General features: G+C 66.8%; 23 protein-coding genes. 13 read left to right on the top strand and 10 right to left on the bottom strand.

Annotated features, from left to right (window positions below; all coding sequences use genetic code 11):
- Window positions 1-10: 10 nt before the first annotated feature.
- A complete protein-coding gene (locus ACQ3DC_RS04615; protein ID WP_311217723.1) occupies window positions 11-955 on the bottom strand; it encodes a carbohydrate ABC transporter permease in 945 nt (314 codons plus the stop codon).
- Window positions 956-1,161: 206 nt separating this feature from the next.
- Between ACQ3DC_RS04615 and ACQ3DC_RS04610 the strand changes: the two genes are divergently transcribed.
- The gene (locus tag ACQ3DC_RS04610; protein WP_321214396.1) at window positions 1,162-2,367 is read left to right on the top strand and encodes a Gfo/Idh/MocA family protein; all 1,206 of its coding nucleotides are present in this window, start codon (window positions 1,162-1,164) and stop codon (window positions 2,365-2,367) included.
- A gap of 10 nt (window positions 2,368-2,377) precedes the next feature.
- Entirely contained in the window at window positions 2,378-3,433 is a 1,056-nt protein-coding gene (locus tag ACQ3DC_RS04605; RefSeq protein WP_157241120.1) for a LacI family DNA-binding transcriptional regulator, read from the top strand.
- Between the two features lie 82 nt (window positions 3,434-3,515).
- Here the strand turns inward: ACQ3DC_RS04605 and ACQ3DC_RS04600 are convergent, their stop codons facing one another.
- The 4 genes from ACQ3DC_RS04600 to ACQ3DC_RS04585 all read right to left on the bottom strand — a co-directional run bounded on the left by ACQ3DC_RS04600 (window position 3,516) and on the right by ACQ3DC_RS04585 (window position 8,816).
- Complete coding sequence (locus ACQ3DC_RS04600; protein WP_157241122.1) at window positions 3,516-4,847, bottom strand: ABC transporter substrate-binding protein; 1,332 nt, start codon at window positions 4,845-4,847, stop codon at window positions 3,516-3,518.
- Between the two features lie 72 nt (window positions 4,848-4,919).
- Window positions 4,920-5,753 (bottom strand): carbohydrate ABC transporter permease, encoded by an 834-nt coding sequence (locus ACQ3DC_RS04595; RefSeq protein ID WP_157242935.1) that lies wholly within the window; start codon window positions 5,751-5,753, stop codon window positions 4,920-4,922.
- A 77-nt stretch (window positions 5,754-5,830) separates the two neighbouring features.
- On the bottom strand, window positions 5,831-6,766 hold the full coding sequence (locus tag ACQ3DC_RS04590; protein WP_157241124.1) for a carbohydrate ABC transporter permease: 936 nt from the start codon (window positions 6,764-6,766) through the stop codon (window positions 5,831-5,833).
- Complete coding sequence (locus tag ACQ3DC_RS04585; protein WP_430751656.1) at window positions 6,753-8,816, bottom strand: beta-galactosidase; 2,064 nt, start codon at window positions 8,814-8,816, stop codon at window positions 6,753-6,755. The genes ACQ3DC_RS04590 and ACQ3DC_RS04585 overlap by 14 nt, the downstream gene beginning before the upstream one ends.
- Before the next feature lie 212 nt (window positions 8,817-9,028).
- Between ACQ3DC_RS04585 and ACQ3DC_RS04580 the strand changes: the two genes are divergently transcribed.
- Entirely contained in the window at window positions 9,029-10,045 is a 1,017-nt protein-coding gene (locus ACQ3DC_RS04580; protein ID WP_321214394.1) for a LacI family DNA-binding transcriptional regulator, read from the top strand.
- 7 nt (window positions 10,046-10,052) lie between these two features.
- Here ACQ3DC_RS04580 and ACQ3DC_RS04575 read toward each other — a convergent pair whose 3' ends face one another.
- Together ACQ3DC_RS04575 and acs are read right to left on the bottom strand one after the other, a co-directional pair.
- Window positions 10,053-10,838 (bottom strand): DeoR/GlpR family DNA-binding transcription regulator, encoded by a 786-nt coding sequence (locus ACQ3DC_RS04575; protein WP_157241130.1) that lies wholly within the window; start codon window positions 10,836-10,838, stop codon window positions 10,053-10,055.
- Between the two features lie 100 nt (window positions 10,839-10,938).
- Window positions 10,939-12,963: an acetate--CoA ligase gene (gene acs, locus ACQ3DC_RS04570; protein ID WP_321214393.1), complete on the bottom strand. Its 2,025-nt coding sequence runs from the start codon at window positions 12,961-12,963 to the stop codon at window positions 10,939-10,941.
- Between the two features lie 410 nt (window positions 12,964-13,373).
- Here acs and ACQ3DC_RS04565 point away from each other — a divergent pair, with 410 nt between their 5' ends.
- From ACQ3DC_RS04565 to ACQ3DC_RS04555, 3 genes are all read left to right on the top strand, one after another.
- Window positions 13,374-14,720, top strand: a complete 1,347-nt coding sequence (locus tag ACQ3DC_RS04565) for a hypothetical protein (protein WP_430751655.1) — start codon at window positions 13,374-13,376, stop codon at window positions 14,718-14,720.
- Window positions 14,721-14,788: 68 nt separating this feature from the next.
- On the top strand, window positions 14,789-15,583 hold the full coding sequence (gene nth / locus ACQ3DC_RS04560) for an endonuclease III (protein WP_430751678.1): 795 nt from the start codon (window positions 14,789-14,791) through the stop codon (window positions 15,581-15,583).
- On the top strand, window positions 15,580-16,257 hold the full coding sequence (locus ACQ3DC_RS04555; protein WP_323056714.1) for an NUDIX hydrolase: 678 nt from the start codon (window positions 15,580-15,582) through the stop codon (window positions 16,255-16,257). Before nth ends, ACQ3DC_RS04555 begins: the two co-directional genes overlap by 4 nt.
- Before the next feature lie 2 nt (window positions 16,258-16,259).
- Here the strand turns inward: ACQ3DC_RS04555 and ACQ3DC_RS04550 are convergent, their stop codons facing one another.
- Window positions 16,260-16,451, bottom strand: coding sequence for a YegP family protein (locus tag ACQ3DC_RS04550; protein ID WP_157241136.1), 192 nt, complete (start codon window positions 16,449-16,451; stop codon window positions 16,260-16,262).
- 166 nt (window positions 16,452-16,617) lie between these two features.
- The gene (locus ACQ3DC_RS04545) at window positions 16,618-18,336 is read right to left on the bottom strand and encodes a bifunctional 3'-5' exonuclease/DNA polymerase (protein WP_321214390.1); all 1,719 of its coding nucleotides are present in this window, start codon (window positions 18,334-18,336) and stop codon (window positions 16,618-16,620) included.
- Window positions 18,337-18,599: 263 nt separating this feature from the next.
- On the opposite strand from ACQ3DC_RS04545, the gene ssd reads away from it, so the two are divergent.
- From ssd to ACQ3DC_RS04515, 6 genes are all read left to right on the top strand, one after another.
- Window positions 18,600-19,664, top strand: a complete 1,065-nt coding sequence (ssd, locus tag ACQ3DC_RS04540; RefSeq protein ID WP_421092561.1) for a septum site-determining protein Ssd — start codon at window positions 18,600-18,602, stop codon at window positions 19,662-19,664.
- 152 nt (window positions 19,665-19,816) lie between these two features.
- Entirely contained in the window at window positions 19,817-20,971 is a 1,155-nt protein-coding gene (locus ACQ3DC_RS04535) for a TadA family conjugal transfer-associated ATPase (RefSeq protein ID WP_321216295.1), read from the top strand.
- Window positions 20,968-21,774 carry a hypothetical protein gene (locus ACQ3DC_RS04530; protein ID WP_321214389.1) on the top strand — a complete coding sequence of 269 codons (807 nt, stop codon included), beginning with the start codon at window positions 20,968-20,970 and terminating at the stop codon, window positions 21,772-21,774. The genes ACQ3DC_RS04535 and ACQ3DC_RS04530 overlap by 4 nt, the downstream gene beginning before the upstream one ends.
- Complete coding sequence (locus tag ACQ3DC_RS04525) at window positions 21,771-22,379, top strand: type II secretion system F family protein (protein WP_430751654.1); 609 nt, start codon at window positions 21,771-21,773, stop codon at window positions 22,377-22,379. The genes ACQ3DC_RS04530 and ACQ3DC_RS04525 overlap by 4 nt, the downstream gene beginning before the upstream one ends.
- 165 nt (window positions 22,380-22,544) lie before the next feature.
- The gene (locus ACQ3DC_RS04520; RefSeq protein WP_430751653.1) at window positions 22,545-22,889 is read left to right on the top strand and encodes a DUF4244 domain-containing protein; all 345 of its coding nucleotides are present in this window, start codon (window positions 22,545-22,547) and stop codon (window positions 22,887-22,889) included.
- Window positions 22,886-23,332 carry a TadE family type IV pilus minor pilin gene (locus ACQ3DC_RS04515; RefSeq protein WP_430751652.1) on the top strand — a complete coding sequence of 149 codons (447 nt, stop codon included), beginning with the start codon at window positions 22,886-22,888 and terminating at the stop codon, window positions 23,330-23,332. The genes ACQ3DC_RS04520 and ACQ3DC_RS04515 overlap by 4 nt, the downstream gene beginning before the upstream one ends.
- A gap of 34 nt (window positions 23,333-23,366) precedes the next feature.
- Here the strand turns inward: ACQ3DC_RS04515 and ACQ3DC_RS04510 are convergent, their stop codons facing one another.
- Complete coding sequence (locus ACQ3DC_RS04510) at window positions 23,367-23,489, bottom strand: hypothetical protein (RefSeq protein ID WP_255428755.1); 123 nt, start codon at window positions 23,487-23,489, stop codon at window positions 23,367-23,369.
- Between ACQ3DC_RS04510 and ACQ3DC_RS04505 the strand changes: the two genes are divergently transcribed.
- Complete coding sequence (locus tag ACQ3DC_RS04505; RefSeq protein ID WP_370460581.1) at window positions 23,488-23,763, top strand: Rv3654c family TadE-like protein; 276 nt, start codon at window positions 23,488-23,490, stop codon at window positions 23,761-23,763. The genes ACQ3DC_RS04510 and ACQ3DC_RS04505 overlap by 2 nt on opposite strands.
- The last annotated feature ends 74 nt before the right edge of the window (window positions 23,764-23,837 follow it).

Below are 23,837 nucleotides of genomic sequence, written 5' to 3'. Positions count from 1 at the left end.
GGGAGGCTCCTTAGTCCAGGTCCGACTCGTTGCCCTTGAGGAACTTCATCTGGATGAAGGCCACCAGGGCGAGGATGAGGAAGAGAATGACGGCGATGGCTGATCCGTAGCCGAAGTCCGACTCGGTGAAGGCCCGCTGGTAGATGTAGTACTGGATGACGCGGGTGGCGTTGACCGGCCCGCCGCCGGTGGTCACTGCGACAGTGTCGAAGACCTGGAAGGAGCCGATCACCGTTACGACGAGGACGAGGACCAGGACCGGCCGCAGCAGCGGAAGGGTGATCTTGGTGAACGTCTGGAACGGCGAAGCGCCGTCGAGCTTGGCAACTTCATAGACGTGGCCCGGGATGGCCTGCATGCCGGCGAAGATGAGCAGGGCGGTGTAGCCCATGTGGCGCCAGGTGTTGATCAGGGCCTGGGTGGGGATGGCCCACTCCTCGCTGCCGAAGAACGCGACGCGGGGGAGGCCGGCCCACTCGATGAACTGGTTGACCACACCAATCTGGTAGTCCAGCATCCAGAACCACAGCAGTGCCGCGATGATGTTGGACATCATCCAGGGCAGCAGCAGGGCTCCCCGGATGAGGGTGGACTTGGCGACCCTGTTCATCAACAGTGCCAGGCCCAGGGCCAGGGCGGTCTGGAGGACGATATTGAGGAAAACGTACTGGCCTGTGACGGCCAGGGAGTTCCAGAAGAGTGGATCCTTGGCGATCGCCGTGTAATTGTCCACCCCCACCCACGTGGGGTCTCCCAGGATGTTGTACTCCGTGAAGCTGAGGTAGACACCGCGAATGGTGGGCACCACGTAGAAAACGACGAAACCGATCATTGCCGGGGCGATGAACAGCAGTGCGATCTTGAGATCGCCGAACCGGCGGAGGCTGCCCCGCGGCTTGGCTGCAGACACCGCTGCGCCGGTGGCGGATCTCGGGTTTTTGGCAAGGGTGGTCATCTTCGACCCTTTCCTGACTGTGATGGGGGTAACAACTAGGGAAGAATCTACACGAGTAGATTTGAGTGGGCAAGGGGCTAATTTTTCTTTTTGTCGGTAAGCATTAATCCATTCACCGGACTGTTGACTCGAGTAGATTGCAATGAAACACTGGGAATCCTCCGGAGAGCGCTTGCCGCGCCCCTGCAATCCTCGAAAGGCAGACGATGACGTTTTCGATCGGCGTAGTAGGAGCCGGCCAGTTCGGCAGCCAGTTCGCGCACCTGTTCAATCTCCACCCGGGCGTCAGCAGCGTCTTCGCTGTTGACGACGTTGCACATCGCGCAGCCGAGGCCGCCGGGCGCTACCATTTGGCCGGCACGATGGCGACTTTTGAAGACCTTCTGGCTTCCGACGTCGACGCCGTTGCCATCTTCACGCAGCGCTGGACGCATGGTCCGCTCGTGGAGCAGGCGCTCCGGGCGGGCAAGCACGTCTACTCAGCCGTTCCCATGGCGATTTCAGAAGAGGAAATAGCGCGGATCATCGAGGCCGTCCGGGAAACCGGCCTGGTGTACATGATGGGGGAGACCAGCTACTACAACCCCGCCACAGTCTTTGCCCGCAAACAGCTGGCCGAGGGAAAATTCGGGCGGATCTTCTACGCCGAAGGCGACTACGTCCACGACATGGACCTGGGCTTCTACGAGGCCTACCAGTACAGCGGCGGCGAGCGCTGGAAGGAAACCGCCAGCTACCCGCCCATGCTGTATCCCACCCACGCTGTGGGCGGCGTGCTGGGAGCAGTCCCGGCCCATGCAGTCAGCGTCAGCTGCGTGGGCGTCAGGGATGACCGCGACGACGGCGTCTTCGACAAGGACGTCAGCATGTTCGGCAATGACTTCTCCAACGCCACCGCGCTGTTCGAGCTGAACGACGGCGGCGTCATGCGCACTAACGAGATGCGCCGGGTGGGCTATCCCTCGCACATCCGCGAATCGCGGTTCCGGTTCTTCGGGACGGAGGCCAGCTTCGAGCAGCTCGCCACGGTGTCCGTCTGGCAGGACAAACAGAACGTCCACGACATCTCCGAGCAGATGGAGACCCGGCCCAGCATCCCCCTCGATGACCCTTCCCTTGCGAATGTCGCGCCAGAACTGAGGGATGCCTTCGTCTCAGGCCTGGCTCCGGTCCATGATCCCGGGCGGCTTCCGGAGGAGTTCCTGGGCGCGCCCAATGGCCACGAGGGCAGCCACCACTTCCTGGTGGACGACTTCGTGACTGCCGTGAACAACCGCACCCTGCCTCCGGTGAACGCCTGGGTGGCCGCGCGGTTCACCCTTCCGGGCATAGTTGCCCACCAGTCCGCCTTGCAAAACGGGGCGCGCCTTCCCATCCGTGACTTTGGCGATGCGCCGGGTACAGGTACCTAGTATGGACAGCATGACTACTCCGGCAGTGCAGACTGCGCGCGGCGGCCCCGTGACCCGCAAGGACGTTGCACGCTACGCCGGCGTGAGCACCGCCGTCGTCAGCTATGTGGTCAACGGCGGCCCCAAGAAAGTTGCTCCAGCCACAGAAGCGAAGGTCCAGCACGCCATCCGCGTCCTGGGGTACCGGCCCAACGCGGCGGCCCGGGCTCTCAAGCTGGGCTCCAGCGAGACGCTGGGCCTGGTGATTCCGGACATCTCCAATCCGTTCTTCGCCCAGTTCTCCCACGCCGTTGAAGACGCGGCCGCAGCCCTGGGCTACGCCCTGGTGCTGGGCAACTCGGACGGAAACCTTGCCAAGGAACGGCGCAACATCCGCAACCTCGCCGCCAGGCAGGTGGACGGCGTGCTGTTGGCCAGCGTCCTTTTTGAACCCGACCTGGAGGTCCTGGAAACCGCGGACATCCCGTCGGTGCTGCTGAACCAGGAACGCGACGCGCCGGGCTTCAACAGCATCGGCGTTGACCTCGCCGCCGGCGCCAGGATCGCCGTCGAACACCTGATTGGCCACGGCCATACAAACATCGGCCTGGCCATGGGAACCAACGTTTCCGGCAGCACTGACGGTCGCGAGGTGGGCTGGCGCCAGGCACTGCAGGAGGCAGGTTTGCCGGAGGGGCCGATTGCGTACAGCGGATTCACGTGGCCCGGCGGTTATCTCGCCGGTCAGCGCCTGGTTGCGTCAGTCAACAGGCCGACTGCCATCTTTGCCACCTCGGACACCCAGGCAGTGGGCCTGTTGCGAGCAGTGCATGAGGCAGGTCTGGCTGTGCCGGGCGAAATTGCGGTGGTGTCTTTCGACGGATCCATCGAAGCTGAGTACTCGTGGCCGCCGCTGACCACGGTGGAGCAGCCGGTGGCTGCCATGGCGGAAGCGGCGGTGGCCGCACTGGTGGGAGCCACTCGCGGGGAAACGCCACAGCATCGGATCTTCCCCACCAAACTTCACATCCGGCAGTCCTGCGGCTGCCCGTGGACGCCGTCCGCCGGGGCGCCGCAAGGCGGATAATGCATTAAGGACTGGCCGCCACCTCTGCTGAAAGCGGAGGTGGCGGCCAGTCCTGCCGGAAAGCAATCCCTGGGGGTTGAGGCTACTCCTTCACAGGAATCGACTGTGACTTCAGGGAATCGATAGTCTTTTTCTCGCCTGTCTTGAGCGCGTCCAAGAGGGTGCCGTCGCCTCCCGCGGCCTTGCCGAACCCGTCAGAGACGTCGGTGTACGTCTGGGTCATGGTCGGGCCCCAGGTGAAGTTAGGATCGACGTTTGATGATGCCTCGGCGAAAACTTCGTAGATCTTCTGGCCGCCGAAGTAGTCCACGCCGCCGGTGAACGCAGGGAGGTCCTTGGCCGACTTCGCAGCCGGGTAGAGCCCGCCGAGTTCATTTGCCAGTGCCAGGGCCTCAGGATCCGTGTTCAACCACAGAGCGAATTTCGATGCCTCGTAGGGGTGCTTGGAGCCCTTCAGGACTGCGGTGGAGGAACCGCCCCAGTTGCCGGCGGGCTTTCCACCGTCTTCCCACTGAGGCATCGGGGCGACAGCCCACTTGCCGGCGGTATCTGGGGCACCGCTGGCCAGCGTTGAGGCGCCCCAGACCGCGGAGACCCAGGTCCACTGCTGACCGGTATTGAACGAGGCATTCCACTCATCGGAGAAGGACGGCAGCGTGGATACCTGGTTCTTGTCCAGCAGGTCCTGCCAGTAGTTCGCCACCTTCTCGGATTCGGCGCCGGTCAGGTTGACCTCCCACTGGTCGTTGGCGCTTGAGAACCACTGCCCGCCTGCCTGCCATACGTTGCCGGCGAACCAGTTGACATCGCTGCGGGGGAAATTGGTGATGTACGAACCGCGGGCTTTGATCTGCTCGGCAGCCGCGGCGTATTCGTCCCAGGTGGTGGGAACCTTGATGCCTGCCTCCTTGAAGAGATCCGCCCGGTAGAACATCGCCATCGGTCCGCTGTCCTGCGGGATGGCATAGACGGAGCCTTCCTCGCCGAAGGTGACCTGGCCCCACGTCCAGTCAACGAACTTGTCCCGGGCGTCGGACACTCCTTCGCAGGCGGCGATGTTCTCGAGGCCGTCCTGGACGCGGAAGTTGGGCAGGGCGTCGTATTCGATCTGGCCGAGGTCCGGGGCGTTGCCGGCCTGCAGCTGGTTGAAGAAGTTCTGGTACGTGCCGGAGTTGCCGTTGGGGCCGGTCTGTACCTTGACCTGGATATTTTCGTTTTCCTTGTTCCACAGATCCACCACCTTTTCCATGCCGGGGACCCAGGTGGTAAAGGTCAGCTCGACCGGACCGGATGAGGGTTCGCAGGATCCGGCGGCCTTGGTTTCCGTGGTGCCTCCGCCGCCTGAGCAGCCGGCGAGGGCCAGCGCTGAAACAAGGGCAAAGGCTGCAGTGGCTTTTCCGTAATGCGCGCGCATTTCTATTCCTATCAGTGGGGGTGCTGTACCGGGGCGGAAGCCGCGGGACGGTTTGCGTGGGAAGGATGGAAGCTATTTGACGCTTCCGGCGCCGAGCCCGCTGCTCCAGAAGCGTTGAAGCGCAAGGAACGTTCCGATAAGCGGGAGGATTGAGACAAGTGCGCCGACGATCACCAGGACGCGGAGCTCGGGAATCTGGCTGATTTGGCTGTTCCAGGCGTAGAGGCCGAGCGTGACCGGAAACAGGACCTGGTCGCGGAGCATAATCAGGGGCAGGAAGAAGTTGTTCCAGATTGCGACGAACTGGAACAGGAAGATGGTTACCAGCGCCGGGGCCATGAGGCGCGTTGAGACCGTGAAAAACGTCCTGACTTCGGAGGACCCGTCGAGCCGCGCAGCTTCCAGGAGCTCGGTGGGCACGCTGGCCGCGGCATAGATGCGGGCAAGGTATACGCCGAAGGGGCTGACCAGGCTCGGAAGGAAGACGGCCCACAGGGTGTTGGTCAGTTTCACTTCGCTGAAAATCAGGAACAACGGAAGCGCGAGAGCCGTCGCCGGGACCAGCACCCCGCTGAGCACGATATTGAAGAGAGCTTCCCGCCCCCGGAATTCGTATTTTGCCAGCGCGTAGCCGCACATAGCCGCGATGACGGTGCCCATGAGGGCGCCCAGTCCGGCATAGAGGGCGCTGTTGGCGAGCCAGCGGCCGAAGACACCGTCACTGTACGTGAACAGGTTGCCCAGGTTTGCCAGGAAGGTAGGGGCCGAATCCATGGTGAACCATAGCGGAGCGGTACTGGTGATCTCTCCGCCCGTCTTGGAAGAGGACACCAGAAGCCACCAAATGGGGGTGAGGAAGTAGAGCGTGAAGACGCCCATGATGAGCATCGCCGCGCTGCGCGACATCACGCTGTGACGGGGCCCGCGGGCATCGGCCGCCCCGTGGGTGGACTTGGGTCCTGCTGCCGTGACCGTTGCTGCACTCACTGGGAGACCTTCCGCTGGGTTGCCTTGAGGAAGACGAAGGAAAGAACGAATGTTGCCAGCGCCAGCACCACCGAGAATGCTGCGGCGAGGTTGTAGTTGGGGACGGATGCTGTTGTGTACACCGCGAGGTTCGGCGTGAATGTGCTGCTGATCGCCGAGCTGAAGCTCCGCAGCGTCTGTGGTTCCGCGAGCAGCTGGAGGGTGCCGATGATGGAGAACACGCCGGTGAGGATAATGGCCGGGACCACCAGCGGGATTTTGATCCGCCAGGCAATCTGCAGGTTGCTGGCGCCGTCGAGCCGGGCCGCCTCGTATATTTCAGTCGGGATGGCCAGCAGGGACGAGTAGATGATCAGCATGTTGTAGCCGACGTACACCCAGGTGACGATGTTGGCGATCGCCCACAGGACCAGTTCTGCGGAGAGGAAGTTCACCTCTGAAGTGACGGCTTCAAAGGGGGACAGCGACGGCGAGTACAGAAACCCCCACATGATGGCGGCGATGACGCCGGGAACTGCGTAAGGGGCGAAGAATGCGAGCCGGAAGAACTTCTTGCCCTTGAGGAGGGGCGAATCGAGCAGCAGGGCAAACAGCAGGGCCAGGCCCAGCATGATTGGCACCTGGACCACTCCGAAAAGGAGCACCCGTCCAACCGACTCCCAGAATTCGGTGTTCTGGAACACCTGCTGGTACTGGACGAGTCCGCCGAAGACCTGCCGGGGAGGGCCGAAGGTCCCTTTGCGTTCAACAGTCAGCAGGGACTGCACCACCGCGAAGATGATGGGTACGGCGTAGAAAGCGAGGAAGAGGACGCCGAACGGCGCAATGAACAGGAAGACGGCGCGGCGCTGGGCGCCGGTGGTTTTGGCTTTCCGGGTCTTCGGCGTCCCCAGGGCCGCTGCCGGAGCGGTGCTTGGTCTAGTCACTTTCATCATCCTTTTGGCTGGCGCTGGGGCCAGCGGTCTGTGGAACAGGATCGGAGGTGCGGACGACGCGCACGGCGCCCGCGGGAACAACGACGGCATGGGACACGTCCTCGCCCACAATCAGTTCGTGGCCGTGGGCGGCGTACTTGTGGTCCTCGTCGGAGTGGTTGATGAGGAAGACGTAGCTATGGTCGGCGCCGGAGCGGACCACGACTTCAAGGCCGGTGGGGGAGCCCAGGACGTTGATCCCCGCCTCGCCGGCAGCCCCGGTGACGACGTCGCGCAACGAGGCAGGATCAAGGACGGTGCCGAGGTACCAGGCGTTGCCGGCGCCATGGCGGTTGCGCGTGACGGCCGCGGTGCCGGACAGGTGCCCCTCGGTGAAGGTCAGCTGCGCCTCGGCGCCTTCGAGGCGCATCGCTTCACTCCAGAGCGAGGCGGTGGAACCGTTACTCAAAGCCAGGGTCCGTCCGGGCGGCAGGGGGTAGAACTCCTCGGAACGAATGCCAAGCATGGTCCGGAAGGCCCCCGGATAGCCGCCGGCAAGCACCTTCTCGTTTTCATCCACGATGCCGCTGAAGTAGGTCACAAGGGCAGTACCCCCGTTCGCGACGTATTCAGCCAGAGCGGCGGAGTCCTTTTCCCGCACAAGGTACAGGCCGGGAACGACGGCCAGCTTGTACGTGGAAAGATCCGCGCCGGGGGCAACGACGTCAACGGTGATGCCTGCCTCCCAGAAAGCGGCGTACATGGCATGGACCTGGTCGAGGTACCGAACATCCGATGACGGGTGTGACTCCTGGTCGTAGGCCCACCACGCTTCCCAGCTGAACACCAGGGCGGCCTCGGCCTTCACCGTGGTCCCGGCGACCTCCGCAAGCGTCTCCAAAATGCTGCCCAGTTCCAGGACCTCCCGCCAAATACGCGAGTCCGTTCCCGCATGGGGAAGCATTGCCGAATGGAATTTTTCACTGCCTTGCACTGAGGCACGCCACTGGAAAAAGCAGAGCCCATCGGCTCCCCTTGCTAGGTGGGCGAGGGAATTGCGGAGCATCTCGCCAGGGCCTTTGGCGATGTTGCGTGGCTGCCAGTTCACGGCCGAGGTGGAGTGTTCCATCAGTAGCCATGGCCGGCCCTGGGCAAGCCCCCGGGTTGCGTCGGCAGCGAAGGCCAGTTCGGTTGCGGGAGCATCAAGCCGGTGGTCCAAATAATGGTCATTGGCGATCACGTCCATATGGGGTGCCCAGGACCAGTAATCCAGGTTGCGGATGTGGGCCGTGACCATGAAGTTGGTGGTGACGGGAACGGTGCTGTGCTGCCGGAGGACTCCAGCCTCGGCCTGGTAGTAGCCAAGCAGTTCATCGGAGCTGAAGCGGTGGAAGTCGAGAACCTGGGTGGGGTTGTTCGTGGAGACGGTGGTCCTGGGCGGAAGGATCTGCTCCCAGCTCGAATACCGTTGGGACCAGAACGTGGTGCCCCAGGCTTTGTTGAGCGCATCCAAAGTGCCGTACCGCGCCTTAAGCCAGCTACGGAAGGCGCCTGCGGAGACGTCGCAGTAGCAGAGGGCGTTATGGCAACCAAGCTCATTGGAGACATGCCACAAGCGGACAGCAGGGTGGGCGCCGTAGCGGCGGACGGTTTCGCCCACGAGCCTGAGGGCGTGTTCCCTGTACTGCGGGGAACTGGGACACCAGGCCTGGCGGCCGCCCGGCCAGGCGCGGGTCCCGGACGCCGACTGGGGAAGAATCCCGGGGTACAGGGTGGTGAGCCAGGCCGGGGTGGATGACGTGCCTGTTCCGAGGTTGACCCCGATGTTGTTCGCATGGAGGAGGTCCAGGATCTCGTCCAGGCGTTCAAACGAGTATTCCCCCGGGAGTGATTCCAGTTCCGCCCAGCCGAAAATGTTTACTGCGACAAGGTTGACCCCCGCCTGCTTCATCAACCGGACGTCTTCCCGCCAGATGGCGCTGTCCCACTGTTCGGGGTTGTAATCGCAGCCGTAGACAAGCTTTCCGCTGCCGGACAGTGCCTTGACGGGCGTTCTGGTGGGGCTCAACCCTGCTCCTTCAACTTGCAGCAGACGTGCAAGCCGGGGAGAGACCCTGCGGCATTGGACGCTGTTGTCGAATTTCTGTGAACGTTCCCAGGGGTGCGCGCCAAAGTGTGATGCGGGTTATCTGGGAACGTTCACAGAATATCTTCGCCCTGCTGGCATGTCAACGGGCGGGCGGAAGCAGCACCGTCCGTTTGCTCCGCTACAGTACAGATATGTCCCTGACACGCACCCGTGCCCGCCGCGCCACCATCAACGATGTGGCGGACGCTGCCGGGCTCTCAAGGGGTACCGTTTCGAGGGTCGTCAACGGGGAAAAATACGTCTCTGACGAGGCCCGGCAGGCGGTGGAAGAAGCCATCGCCCGCGTGGGTTATGTCCGCAACAGTGCGGCACGGAACCTGGTCAAGCAGGAGTCCCGGGCAATAGGCCTGATCATCCACGAGCCGCATTCGCTGCTTTTTGAGGACCCGAATATCGGCTCAATCCTGCTCGGGGCCAACGAGGTGCTGTCCAAGGCTGACTATCAGCTGGTATCGCTGATCATCGATTCAGACCGCGACAGCCGCCGGGTGGCGGATTACCTGCGCGGAGGCCTCGTTGACGGCGCGGTCATCATTTCTGCCCGCGCCTCGGACCCCATCGCGACCGCCGTCGCCGACATCGGACTGCCCGCTGCTTTTGTGGGCCATCCTGACGGTAATCCGGAGCTCCCGTACGCTGCCATCGACAATGTCGCGGCAGCGCGAAGCATCACCAGCAGGCTGCTGGATACGGGGCGACAGCGGGTGGGCATGATTGCCAGCGCCCTGGACCGGGACTCCGGCCAGGACCGCCTTGCCGGCTTCCGTGCGGCAATGGGCGGGCGCTTCGACCCCCGGATGGTGGTGGAGTACCCGCTGTATACGTACGCAGCGGGCCTGGAAGGGATGCAGGAACTGCTCCGCCGTGCTCCCGATATCGACGGCGTCTTCGCCGCCTCGGATGCTGTGGCCGCGGGAGCGATGACGGCACTTCAGGAGGCCGGGCGCCAGGTGCCTGAAGACGTTGGCATCGTGGGCTTCGACGACAGCAGCTGGGCCCTAAGGTGCAGGCCCCAGCTGTCGACTGTGCGCCAGCCGGCCGATCTCCTGGGAAGCGCCGCCGCCGAACTGGTGCTTGCGCAGCTCAGCGGCCAGCCCAGTCCGCCGCGGGTCCTGGAAACCGCGATTATGTGGCGCGGCTCAGCCTGAGCGCGGCCTAGGCCGGTACTACCCGGAGCATGGTCCTGTCACTGATGAGGCGCTGCGCTTCCGGCCCTAGCCCGGAATCGCTGATGACCTCATCCACGTCGTCCAGCGCGGCAATGGAACTGATGCCGAGCAGGCCCCACTTGGTGTGGTCCGCCAGCACCACGGTTTTGCGCGCGGCCGCCACGAAGGCACGGTCCGTCTCGGCCTCGAGCAGGTTTGGGGTGGTAAAACCGGCGTCGGCATCCATCCCGTGCACACCCAGGAACAGCACGTCCAGGTGCAGCTGTTTCAGTGCAGCGGTGGCGATGGGTCCCACCAGCGCGTCCGACGGCGTGCGCTCGCCCCCAATCAGGATCACGGTGGAGCTGTACCGGGCGGAGCCGGCCGAAGCGGCGTGATGGAAAAGGTCCGCAATGCGTACCGAGTTGGTGACCACCGTGATCTGCGGTCCGTTGACCAGTTCCCTGGCCAGGGCCCAGGTGGTGGTTCCTGCGCTGAGCCCCACGGCCATGCCTTCGTGGACCTGGGTTGCCGCCTCCACCGCGATGGCGCGCTTCTCTGCCGTCAGCTGCGTGGACTTGAGGTCGAATCCGGGCTCGTGGGTGCTGGTGTCGCCCGGGATCTTCGCGCCGCCATGGATCCGCTCCAGCCGGCCGCCCTCCTCCAGCACCTCGATGTCGCGGCGGACCGTCATCAGGGACACGCCCAGTTGCTGGGCCAGGTCTGACACCCGGACAACCCGCTCCCGCTGGAGAGCGTCCAAAATAGCCTGGTGGCGGGCGACGGCGAGCATCGTAGGAATCCTTCACTAGGCGGTGGGGCTGGTCCCAGCATACGACGACGGCGACGCCGGGCTGTGAGCCGGGCGCCGCCGTCGTGCGTTGATGCTCTACCTATTTCCTGAGGGATGCCGCGATCTGCTGCATGATGGTGGGGTCCGAGAGGGTGGTGGCGTCTCCGGGATCGCGGCCTTCGGCGACGTCCTTGAGCAGGCGCCGCATGATCTTCCCGGAGCGTGTCTTGGGCAGTTCCGGGACCACCAGGATGGCCTTCGGTTTGGCGATGGGGCCGATTTCCTTGCCCACGTGGTTCCGGAGTTCCTGGACGATGGCGTCGCCGGAATCCACGGCATCGCCGCGGAGGATGACGAACGCGACGACGGCCTGCCCGGTGGTCTCGTCCGCAGCGCCCACGACGGCGGCCTCGGCCACGGCCGGGTGCGAGACCAGGGCGGACTCGATTTCCGTGGTGGAGAGGCGGTGCCCGGAGACGTTCATGACGTCATCCACCCGGCCCAGGAGCCAGATGTCGCCGTCCTCGTCCTTCTTTGCGCCGTCCCCGGCGAAGTACATGGTCTCGAAGCGGGACCAGTAGGTGTCCTTGAAGCGTTCCGGGTCGCCCCAGATGCCGCGGAGCATGGCCGGCCAGGGTTCGCGGATCACGAGGAACCCGCCGTGGCCGTTGGGCACGGATTCGCCCATCTCGTCCACGACGTCCACGGCGATGCCGGGCAGCGGGACCTGCGCCGAGCCCGGTTTGGTGGCCGTGACCCCGGGGAGGGGTGCGATCATCTGGGCGCCGGTCTCGGTCTGCCACCAGGTGTCCACGATGGGGGCCTTGTCCCCGCCGATGACCTTCCGGTACCACATCCATGCCTCGGGGTTGATGGGTTCGCCCACGGAGCCGAGGACGCGCAGGGAGGAGAGGTCGTACTTGTCCGGGATCTCCCGGCCCCACTTCATGAACGTGCGGATCGCGGTGGGGGCGGTGTAGAGGATGGAGACCTTGTACTTCTCCACGATCTCCCACCAGCGGCCCTGGTGCGGGGAGTCCGGGGTGCCTTCGTACATCACCTGGGTGGCGCCGTTGATGAGCGGGGCGTAGGCGACGTAGGAGTGGCCGGTGACCCAGCCGACGTCGGCCGTGCACCAGTACACGTCCGTCTCGGGGTGCAGGTCGAACACGGCACGGTGCGTGTAGGCGGTCTGGGTGAGGTACCCGCCGGTGGTGTGCAGGATGCCCTTGGGCTTTCCGGTGGTGCCGGAGGTGTACAGGATGAACAGCGGGTGCTCGGAATCATGCCCGACGGCGGTGTGCTGGTTCGAGGCGGCCCCGACGGTGTCGGCCCACCAGTGGTCCCGGCCCTCGGTCCAGTCCACGTCCTGGCCGTTGCGCTTGACTACCACCACGTTCTGCACGGTGTGGTTGTCCTTCGCGAGAGCCTCATCGACGGCGGGTTTCAGTGCGCTGGGCTTGCCGCGGCGGTAGGTGCCGTCCGCGGTGACCACGAGCTTGGCTTCGGCGTCGTCGATCCGGGAGCGCAGGGCGTCCGCGGAGAAGCCCCCGAACACCACGGAGTGCACCGCGCCGATGCGGGCGCAGGCCAGCAGCGTGATGACGGCTTCGGGGATCATCGGCAGGTAGACGGCAACCCGGTCGCCCTTGGCCACGCCCAGGGACTCGAAGGCGTTGGCGGCCTTTTTCACCTCTTCGGTGAGCTGGGCATAGGTGTAGGTGCTGGTGTCCCCGGGCTCGCCTTCGAAGTGGATGGCCACCCTGTCGCCCAGGCCGTTCTCAACGTGCCGGTCCAGCGCGTTGTACGCGGCGTTGACCTCCCCGCCCACAAACCACTTGGCGAACGGCGGGTTGGACCAGTCCAACGGCTGGTCAAAGTCCTTGCTCCAGGTCAGCAGCTCACGGGCCTTCTTCGCCCAAAAAGCGGGATGGTCGTTGCCCGCCTCCTCATACTCCGCCGCGGTGACCACGGCGCCGGCAGCGAACTCCGGCGTGGGCGGAAAGGCGCGGGTCTCATGCAGCAGGTTTTCGAAGGCGTCGCCCTGCTCATCGCTCCCGTGGGTAACCTGCTGCCCTGCGCCTGCGGCAGCGGGTGCAACGGCGCTTGAAGTGTCCTGGGACATGTGAACCTCATCATTCATCGATCTTTGCTGGGCGGGATGTCCGCCGACGTCCGGGCTCCGCCGCCTGCACGACGTCGGGCACCGGCTGGTCACGGACATTCCGCAAAGAGCTGTTCCGGAATCAAGACTAATGCTTGGCTCGCCGCTGATGTGTGCGGTGTCACACGAGAGCCCGTGAACGGCATTTATTAAGCGGTGAATGGTCTGCGGGCCGGCCTTTCCGGCCCGCCGCAGGCTGCGGCCAGCTAGTGATCAGCTGGGCTCTTGACTAGGCTGAGATGGAATTGTGACTTCACTTCGGTCCGCTTCGGCCAGGCAACGCAAGGGCCTGGCAATACCGGAACCGCTGTCAAGACGGCACGATTTCGGGACCATGCAGGCCCCGGTGCCGCCACGCTAAGGAGAGCAGAATGAACCAGCAAGGCTTCGGCCAGAAGACCGGCCCCGACACGGCAGGTTCCGGCCACAGCGCCGGAACAGCCGACGGGCCAGGGTCCCCGGCCACCGCGGGCACCGCCTCCAAGGGAGGCAAGGCTCCGAACGCCAACGAGGCAGTGCTGGGTCCGTTCACCATCCGGGACCTGGCCGTCTTCGCCGGCACGCTCATCCTTTTCGTTGCCTCCCTGCTGCCAATCTTCGGCGCACGGTACAACCTGTGGAACCTCAACAACCTGTTCTTCCTGGGGCTGGGCATCGTCCTGCCCCTGATCGTGAGCGCGCTTTTCGCCGCGCGCAGGCTGGCTCCCGCCACGAAGCTCCGGATTGGCTCCCTGTCCATTGACCAGTTCGCGTCAGTGGTTGCCTCCTTTGCCGTGGCGTTCTTCTTCATCTCCGTGGCCGGCGCCTACGTGCCGAGCCTCCTTGTGGGCCTGATCGGCTCGCTGGTCCTGTTCGCCGCAACCGTGCTGGGCCGCTTCCTGCCTTACGTCTCCGGTGACTTCCAGGGCCGGGCCGAAGTGCCGGCCCACGTGGTGGCCCGGGATGCGGTTGTTCCCGTCCAGAAACCCCGCGCTCCCAAGAAGCCGAAGGACGAGTCCGCCGCCGGTTCGAAAGAGTCGAAGCCGGGCTCGAAGCTGTTCTCGGGCGGAGGGCTGTTCGGCGGTGCCGGTGCAGGTTCATCAGCTGTCCGGCCGGGCTCAAACGGCAAGACCGGTTCACCGGAACAGCACGGTTCGCCGGAGCAGCCGGTGTCAGCAGGGCAGCCCGGTGCCGCCCCGCAGCCCGCGGCAGTCCATGCCCCCGCCACCGCTGCCATCCCTACCGGGGCATCGCCTGTTTCCACTGCCCCCGAGGTCTCTGAGTGGACTCCAGCAGGCGACCCGGGGCCCGCAACCCAGCCCGCCGACGTCGTCCGTCCTTCTTCCACTCCTGCTCCGGTTCACGACGGCGGCGCCCCGCCGGCTGCCCCGTCCGGCCAGGGTGCCGCCTCCCCGGTCCAGGGCGGGCAGGCGGGCTGGGAGCCGCCGGCCGCCACCGCAGTGCACCAGCAGGTCCGGATCGAGCAGCCCATCGGCGCCACGGTTGATCCGGCCAGCCGGCCCGACGAATCGGAAGAACACCCCATCCACGAGGCCTTCTGGTTTGCCGTGGCACAGCACCGCACTGCCTATGACCCCCAAACCGGCGCGCCGGCGTTCGTTATTGAACCGGGCGGCTGGGTACTGGCCCTTGAGGACCGCGGCCACGAGTTCCTGGTGCAGCACACTGACGGGCGCCTGGGTGTCCTGCGGGACCTCAGCAACATCGAGCGCGGCTGACGCCTGTGGCCGGGCCCGGGGCCTCGAAGGCCGGCGGAATCAAGGCACTTGCCAGCCAGGCTGCCGGGATGCCGGTGGTCTCTTCCGAATCGGTGCTGGCGCTGAAGCGGCGGGCACGGCGGATCAACAGGGCGTTGGCCGAGAAGTATCCATACGCCCACGCCGAGCTCGACTTCCGCAACCCGTTCGAACTGCTCGTGGCCACGGTCCTTTCCGCCCAGACCACTGACGTGACGGTCAACCAGGTCACCCGGGTGCTGTTCGCGCGCTACCCGGACGCCCGGGCCCTGGCCGAGGCGGATCCTGGCGACCTGGAAACGATCCTGAAACCCACGGGGTTCTTCCGGGCCAAGGCCAGGAACGTCATTGCGCTCTGCACCCGCCTTGTGGACGAGTACAACGGCGTTGTACCGGGGCGGCTGGAGGACCTGGTCACCCTGCCGGGCGTGGGCCGCAAAACGGCAAACGTGGTGCTGGGGAACGGCTTCGGCATCCCCGGCATCTCGGTGGACACCCACTTCGCCCGGCTCGCCAACCGCTTTGGCTGGACGCAGTCCGACGACCCCGTGCAGATCGAACGGGACGTGGCCGAGCTGTTCGACCGGAAGGACTGGACCATGCTGTCCCACCGGGTGATCTTCCACGGGCGGCGGGTGTGCCACGCGCGGAAGCCGGCCTGCGGGGCCTGCCCCGTGGCCACGTGGTGCCCCAGCTTCGGGCTGGGCGAAACGGATCCCGCGAAGGCTGCGAAGCTGCTGAAGTACGAGCTCGCTCCCGGCAACGAGGCACTGCTGGAGCAGCTTTTGGCCGAGACCCACCGCGCCGCCGAAATCCGGATGGAATCCCAGCAGAGGACACCGTGAGCGCGCGCGAAGACCTCCTCGAACTGGTGCGCCGGGCGGAGTCCGGTGCCGACGCGGCGCCGGATCCCCTCTGGGCCGCCCTGACGGTGGACAAGTCCCGGGCGCGGAGGGCGGCCGTCCTGATGCTCTTCGGGGCCCTTGATGACGTCCCCGCAGCTTCCAACAAGCCACTGGCGCCGGCCGATCTTGACGTCCTCCTGCTCGAACGCGCCCATACTTTAGGGTCCCATCCCGGGCAGGTGGCGTTCCCTGGCGGCGCCCTTGACGCCAGGGAAACGCCGGTTCAGGCGGCATTGCGGGAAGCAGAGGAAGAAACCGGCCTCGACTCGGACGGCGTGGAAGTTCTGGGATCCCTTCAGGAACTGGGCCTTGCCCACAGCAATTTCCTGGTTACCCCGGTGCTGGCCTGGTGGCGTTCGCCAACCCCCGTCAGGGTGGTGGACTATGCCGAGTCAGCCCAGGTGTTCCGCGTCCCCGTCCGTGACCTGCTGGACCCGGACAACCGCGTGATGGCAACCGTCCACCGCGCCGGGCGCAGCTTCGACAGCCCCGCCTTCACAGTGAACGGCGTGGTGGTTTGGGGATTTACCGGAATTGTCCTGAACGGGCTGTTCGAACAGCTGGGTTGGGCCGTTCCGTGGGACCGGAGCCGGCTCCACCGCATGGGCGTCTAGCGTCAGGCCTGCTGCTGGCGGAGATCCACCACGATGCCGGTGGCGGCGTTCTCCCGGACTGCCTTGATGCCCTCAAGCAGCGAGTTGAGGGACTTGAACTTGGGTGAGACGGCAACAGTGTTGCCCTCTGCATCAGTGAGCCGCAGTCGGTAGGACTCGTCGCCTACCCGATGAATTTCGAACCTGCCCGCCATAAGCCGGGACCTCCCCTGTGCGTCGTTGCATCAGCTTTTGACCGGTCTGCCTCAGTCGCCGCTATGAACTGTAACGCTGGTCACGGGGGCCGGTCGAGCTACCGCCGGGTAGGTTACTTTGCGGGTCGGCAGGCTGCCAAACGTCCCAATTGCCGCGGACGGGCGGCTATTTCGCATGATCGTAGGAGTCAACCACTGCAACGCTGACCGGGAACTCAACGGGGATGGGACCGAACAGGAGCTCCCTCGCGGCGCTGGCCGCGTCCTCGATCGCCGCGATGCAGGCGTCCACTGCCTCCACGGGGGCGTGGACCATCACCTCGTCATGCAGGAAGAAGACAAGCTCGGCGTCAAGGTGGCGGTCCTTCCGGAGGGTGCGCAGCCGCCGTCGTAATTCCGCCAGCCAGCAGGCCGCCCAGTCAGCGGCCGAGCCCTGGACAACAAAGTTGCGGGTGAAGCGTCCCCGGGAGCGGGCGATCGATTCGGCGCGGCGCTGCTCCTCGGCGCTGGCCGACCGTTGGCTCTGGAACCATCGCCCGGACGGCGGAGGGCTGCTCCGGCCCAGCCTCGTGGTCACCGTGCCACCGGACTCGCCCGCCCGCGCAGCCTGCTCCACAAAGTCCACGGCCCGCGGATAAGTCTTCGCCAGCTGCGGCATGAGCCGGCCGGCCTCGCCGGAGGTTGCGCCGTACATTGCGCCCAGCAGCGCCATCTTTGCCTTTGCCCGGTCCCCGCCGAATCCCTTGGCGGCGATGCCCGCGTAGAGGTCCTGGTCGCGGGCAGCCTCGGCCATGGACGAGTCCCGGGCCAGGGCCGCCAGCACCCGAGGTTCCAGCTGTGAGGCATCCGCGACGATCAGCTTGTAGCCGGGATCGGCATGGACGGCGCCGCGGATCTGGCGCGGAATCTGGAGCGCACCGCCGCCGCGGGAGGCCCAGCGGCCGGAAACCACGCCGCCCACCACGTATTCGGGGCGGAACCTGCCGCCGGCCACCCAGGCGTCGAGCCAGGCCCATCCGTTGGCCGTGTGCAGGCGAGACAACTGCTTGTAGGCCAGCAGCGGTTCGATGGCCGGGTGGCTGGATTCCCTCAGCTCCCATTTGCGGGTGCTTTTGACTTCGATCCCGTTCCGGTGCAGGGCCCGCATCAGGTCCTGCGGGGAATCGGGATTCAGCGTGGGCGAATTCAGGAGCCGGCGAAGCTCCTGGTTCAGCGCCTCAAGTTTCGCGGGGCGGTGGCCCAGGGGCGGGCGGGGGCCAAGGTGCCCGGCGAGGATCTGTTCGTGCAGGTCTTCCCGCCACGGTACGCCGGCATGCTGCATCTCGGCGGCGATCATGGCACCGGCGGATTCTGCTGCGAGGAGGAGCTGCAGCCGGTTCCGCCGGTTCTCCTCATGGCCGACCGAGGCCAGGGCCGCCTGTTGGGCGGCGTATTCGGCCCGCAGCTCTTCGGGAGTACGCCCAGTGAGGGGCAGGGTCCCGGGATCCTCGAACAGGGCACCCTGGTCCGCCGGGGGAGGCGGCGGCTGCAACGCTTTGGGAGGCAGCAGTGGGTCCTCGACGGCGATCCTGTCCGCGTTCCGTGCGTATTCCGTGTCGGCGGTGAACCGGGAAAAGGCCAGGATGTTCGCGCACAGGCTTAGGTCATGGCACCGCTCCAGTTCGACGCCGGCTGCCAGCAGGGCGGGGTACCAATCCTGGGTGCGGTGCCAGATCCAGCGGGGCGGCTGCCCGTTCGGCCGGCGGTGTTCCAGTTCACGTACGACGGCGGCGAGGTCGCCTGTGCTGATGAGCCTTGGTTCCGGGGTGGACGGCAGCGGGGCTCCCGCCTGCGTGAGTTCCTGCAGTGCCGCGCCGTGGGGGTGGGCGGCGAGCAGCAGGTACATGGTCCCCATTCTGCCTTGTTTCCGGGCTTGCCGGCTCTGGGGCCGGCGGCTGCGCGCGTGGCGCGCCCTGCTTTTCCACATACGGCCCCGGCGCCCTTACCCGCCATCTTTCGGCGGTGGAAAGTGGGTCCATGAGCAGGCATCAGCTGATTCCGTCCCACCCTGAACCGGGCCCCGCCGGCTTCAGCCTTGCAGCAGAGGCTGGTCAGCCATTACGGGCAGCCCTCCCGGTGCACGCCCCGGGAGGAGCCCGGGAAGCCTGGCTGCCGGACAGCGGCGGCGAGGTACTGCTGGTGACCTCGTCCGCTGTCCTCCGGGCCGAGGTGGAGCGGATCGTTGCGGCAGCCGGAGCACAGCTGCGCACGGCAGCCGATGCCGCCGGGGCGGGCAGGCATTGGGACGGGGCGGCGGCAGTCCTGGTGGGCAGCGACATCCGCGAACTGCCTCCCCGGCGACGGGCGCCGGCAGTCCTGGTGGGCCTTGACGGTGAAGGCGACAGCCTGTGGCACCTGGCCGCGGTCCTCGGTGCAGAGCGGGTGGCTGTGCTGCCCGACGCCGCCGCCTGGCTTGCGGACCATCTCAGCAGGTCGCGTTCGCCGGGCCCCGGCGGCCTCATCCTGGGCGTGGCCGGCGGCTGCGGCGGCGCGGGTGCCACTACCGCAGCCATCTGGATTGCCCAGGCTGCCGCCGGGCTGGGGGCCCGGGTGCTCCTGGTGGACGGTGACCCGTGGGGCGGCGGGCTGGAGCTCGCCCTCGCCGCCGAAGAAGACCCCGGGCTGCGCTGGCCCGACCTCGCTGAGGCCAGGGGCAGCATCGATCCGGTCCAGCTTGCGGATTCCCTGCCCGTTGCAGGAGGCTTTTCGTTCCTGTCCTGGCCCGCCAGCCGTGAGCAGCCTGTGACTGTTGCCGCCGCCACCTCGGCGGGCGTCCTTGATGCCGCCCGCCGTGGGTATGAGCTGGTGGTGGTGGACATCGGCCGGGGAGCGGAGCCGATCCACACGTTCGCCTGGGACTGCGACCTCATCACCGTGGTGGTTCCGGCGCAGCTGAAGGCTGCCGTAGCGGCGGTGCGGCTGCTTCAGGAATTCCCTCCGGTGGAGGCTTCCCTCCTGGTTCGGGGCAAGCACGGTGCGGCGCTGGACGGCGCCCTTCTTGCCGAAGCCATCGGCCTTCCCGTCCAGGGGCGCGTGCCCGAGCTGCGGGGCGTCCCGGCGGCCATGGAGTCGGGCCGGCTCCTTGATCTGGGCAAGCGGCGGAGCGTCAGGCAATTCGCTGCCTCCGTGCTGGATCTTCTCGGAGACGGCCTGCCTGCGGGGGATCTCGGGTGAGGCAGCCGCCAGGCTCAGGTGAACGCAGCGTCGGGGAACGGCGCATCGGGGAACGACGCATCGGGGAACGGCGCATTGGGGAACTCAGTTCCGGCGGGCATGCTTCCGGCGAGGGGCGGCGGCGCGAACGCCGTCCGGCCGTCCGGGACGCCGTGGATGTGGGGCTGCTCGAATCGGTGCGGGAGTCCATGATGGCGGACGCGGCGGCTGTGACACCCTCCCGTGTGGCGGCGGCAGTGCAGGCCACGGGCAAACTGCTGGGCACCGCCGGATCATTGGCGGCGGTGGAGCGGATCAGCGCCGAGCTCAACGGGCTGGGACCTCTCCAAAACCTCACCCGCAACCCCGCGGTGACGGATATCTTCGTGAATGCCCCGGACTCCGTCTGGGTTGACAGGGGCCGCGGGATGGAGCGCGTAGCGGTGGCCTTCGACCATGAAGTCCAGCTGCGGGCATTGGCCTGCCGGCTGGTGGCCGCCGGCGGCCGGCGGCTGGATGACGGCTCACCCTGCGTTGACGTGAGGCTGGCCGGCGGCTACCGCGTCCATGCCGTGTTGCCGCCCGTCTCCACGGCGGGAACGCTGCTGAGCATCAGGATCCGGCGCGAACGGGTCTTCACCATGGATGAGCTCCGCGCCGGCGGAATGTTCAGTTCCGGACTGCAGCGTGTCCTGGAACGGGTGGTGGAGCGCAGGCTGAGCTTCCTTATCAGCGGTGCCACCGGGTCCGGAAAGACCACCCTGCTTTCCACCCTGCTCGGGCTGTGCCCTCCCTCGGAGCGGTTGGTCCTGATCGAGGATGCATCGGAACTGAATCCGGTGCATCCGCACATCGTCTCCCTTGAATCCCGCCACGGAAACCTGGAAGGTGGCGGCGCGGTGGACCTGGGGGACCTGGTCCGGCAGGCCTTGCGCATGCGTCCGGACAGGCTGGTGGTGGGTGAATGCCGGGGCGCCGAAGTGCGGGAGCTGCTGACTGCCATGAACACCGGCCACAGCGGCGGGGGCGGAACCATCCACGCCAATACCGCCACTGCCGTTCCAGCCCGGCTCACAGCTCTCGGTGCCCTGGCGGGACTGAACCCCGACGGCGTGCGGCTCCAGGCAGCGAGCGCCCTGGACGTCATCATCCACGTCGAGCGCACGCAACAGTCCCGGAAAGTGACGTGCGTTGGCCTGGTGGGAGAGGGGCCGGACGGCCTGACGGTTCTGCCTGCCTGGGAAGGTGGTGAAGGCCCGGTGGGCACAGGCCCGGCGTGGCCGGTCCTGGCCGAACGGCTGGGGCTGGGCCTGGGAGAGCTGCAATGATCCCCCTTCTTGTCATGGTTTTGGGGCTGGCCGCAGTGCTGCTTGCCCGTCCGCCGCACGGCGCTGCCGCCAGGCTGCGCCGTGCAGGAAATGCCGGCCCTGCAGGAAAACCCGGTCCGGCCCCGGCATTAGGTGCCCTCAGGGCAGGGATCCTTCTGCTGAGCAGGCGCAGGGCCGGGAAGGGAGGCAAACAGTCTGCAGCGCCCATGACCGTCGTTGTGCAGCAACTTGCCGCCCTGCTCAAAGGCGGGCGGACAACGGCCCGGCTTTGGGAGGAGATCTGGTTGGTTTACGGCTCCTCGGGTTCCCGCAGCGATGGCCTCCCAAGCGAGGGCCTCCCAACGGGCTCCAGCGCCATGCTGGGATCGGCACGCGCTGCGGCGGCCGGTGGAACTCCGGTCTCGGACGCCATCCGCCGGTCGCTGCCCTCCGCCTTTCCCCGGCGGGATCGGGAATCCCGCATCTGGGCGGAACTTGCCGCGTGCTTTGATGTTGCGGAAGCAAGCGGCTGTCCGCTTGCGGACGTGCTCACCAGGTTCGCCGCGCAGCTCGAAGCGGAGGACGACGCCGATGCCGCCCGGCAGACCGCCCTGGCCGGACCCAAGGCCACCGTAAGCCTCCTCACCTGGCTGCCGCTGCTGGGGTTGGGCCTGGGAATGGCGCTGGGCGTGGATCCGCTGGCCATCCTGCTGGGAACGCCATGGGGACTGGCAGCGCTGGCCGCCGGAATTGGCCTTACAGCTGCCGGAAGGCTGTGGTCCGCCAGGCTGGTGGCCGCGGCGGCGGGGGCTGGCGTGACATGACCTGGCCTTCCCCTTCAGCGCTCGCTCTTTTCCTCGTGCTTGCTGCGGCCGCCGCCCTGGCGTGTGCCGGGAGGGGCAGTCCGGGGAAGAGGCTGCGGGCGCTGTCCGGCAGCCCCTCGATGAGGGGCGCGCCCGCCGGCTCCGGAGGATCCCTGCCGCGCGGGGGACGGGAGGGCCTGACGGACACCGCCATGATGCTGGAGCTCGTGGCCGCCATGCTGGATGCGGGGTCGGGCATCGGCCGTGCGCTGGACCTGGTGTCGGACTCCGCTTCCGACAGGTACAGGGACGCTCTCCGGCCGGTCGTGGCTGCCTTGGCTATCGGGGCCGACTGGGAAACCGCCTGGCGCAGCAGTGCGGTCCGCCTGCCCGAGGTCCTGGAACTGCGGGACGCCTTGGGGTTCGCGGCCCTGACCGGCGCGCCGTCGTCCGCGATCCTTTACGCCCAGGCTGCCCGGCTCCGCCGCGAGCGGTTCCGGGCGGCAGAAAAACGCGCGGCGTCGCTGGGCGTCAAGCTGGTGGTTCCGCTCGGCGTGTGTTCCCTGCCCGCCTTCATCTGCCTGGGCGTGGTCCCGGTGCTGCTTGCGCTGGTGCCCTCGGGCTAGGGCGCCATGTGCCTTTTCCTGCACTCTTCTCCTCCACAGCGGGGTCCACACCACGGAACCACCCGGCTTTTCCACTTAGGCGTCCGCGGGGCTTACCGCTTCCGGCACGGCCCGGAAGAGTCGAGACAGCCGGCAACACCACCGGCCCAACGGAAGGAAAACCACATGCCCACTCATCACCGCCGCCACTACGCCGACGGGACAGCGGCGCTCGCCGCTGCCCGCTCCGCCTCCCGGGGACACCGCAGCAACAGCCACCACGCGGGCGGGGCCGGAAACGGTTCCCTGCCGGCCAACGTCGTAGAACTGTACCCGGGCGTGAAGGCGCCAACCAGCCCCAGGCGGCGTCTCCGGCTCCTGGGATCCGAGGCGGGAATGGCAACCGCCGAGTACGCCATAGCCACTCTCGCTGCCGTGGGCTTTGCCGGGCTGCTGGTCTTCATCCTCCGCAGCGAGGAGGTCCGTGGCTTCCTGCTGACTCTGATCCGCACGGCGTTGGCCCTGCCATGACCGTCGCGCCGGCCGTGCTTCCACCCGTTCGTCCGTGCCCCACCCTGCTGCCCGGCTCCCGGCCCCTGGGGCCGGGCAGGCCCTACGTCGGTCCCGGACCGGAGGAATCGTGCGGCGCCGTGACCGCCGAGTTCGCCGTCACGCTGCCTGCGGTCCTGCTGCTGCTGGCCATGCTGCTGTCAGGTGCCTCCGCCGGGGTCACCCAGTTGCGGCTGGAGGAGGGAGCACGCGCCGGTGCCCGGGCCCTGGCCCGCGGCGAAGATTCAGCCGCTGTGGAAAGAATCGTCCATACCCTGACGGGCGGGTCCGCGTCGACGGCGGTTTCGGCCGACGGCGAGTGGCTGGACGTCACCGTCACCGGCCGGGTGGGCGGCCCGCTCGGTTCGGCCATTCCCTGGCTGCTTACTGCCCGGGCCTCCACCCGCGCCGAGACGGCCGGATGATGCGTGCCGGGCCCTGTGGACGGACTCGCATCGTTCAGCCGTGCCGGGCAGGTGCTGCAGACTCAGGCCGGCGCCGGCAGGCTTCCGGCTGCGGCCGGGAGCGCGGGTCCGGGACGGTCCTGGCGGCCGGCCTGGCCTTGGTGGTGATGATGGCCATGGCGCTGATGCTGCTGCTGGCACAGTCGGCCGTCCTGGCAAGCAGGGCCGCGTCCGCTGCCGACCTCGCGGCACTTGCGGCGGCCGATGCCCTCCGCGGCGTCACTGACGGGGACCCCTGCACCGTAGCGTTCCAGGTTGCGGCCCGGCAGGGGGCTGCGGTCCTTGGCTGCACCGAGGGTGCAGGGCAAACGATCGAGGTCAGGACGGAGCTGATGGAACGGACCGTGTTCGGGGCAGCAACCGGGCGTTCCCGCGCGGGGCCGCCGCCCTGAACCTCGCACCTGCCCCGGGTGTGGCCGGCAGGCGCGGCTCCTGTGTTGGCTTCCCGAATGTCTGCCGGGCAGAC

This window comes from Paenarthrobacter sp. NEAU-H11 (assembly GCF_050573415.1).
Taxonomy (GTDB): domain Bacteria; phylum Actinomycetota; class Actinomycetes; order Actinomycetales; family Micrococcaceae; genus Arthrobacter.
This window is presented reverse-complemented; position numbering and strand designations above follow the sequence as displayed.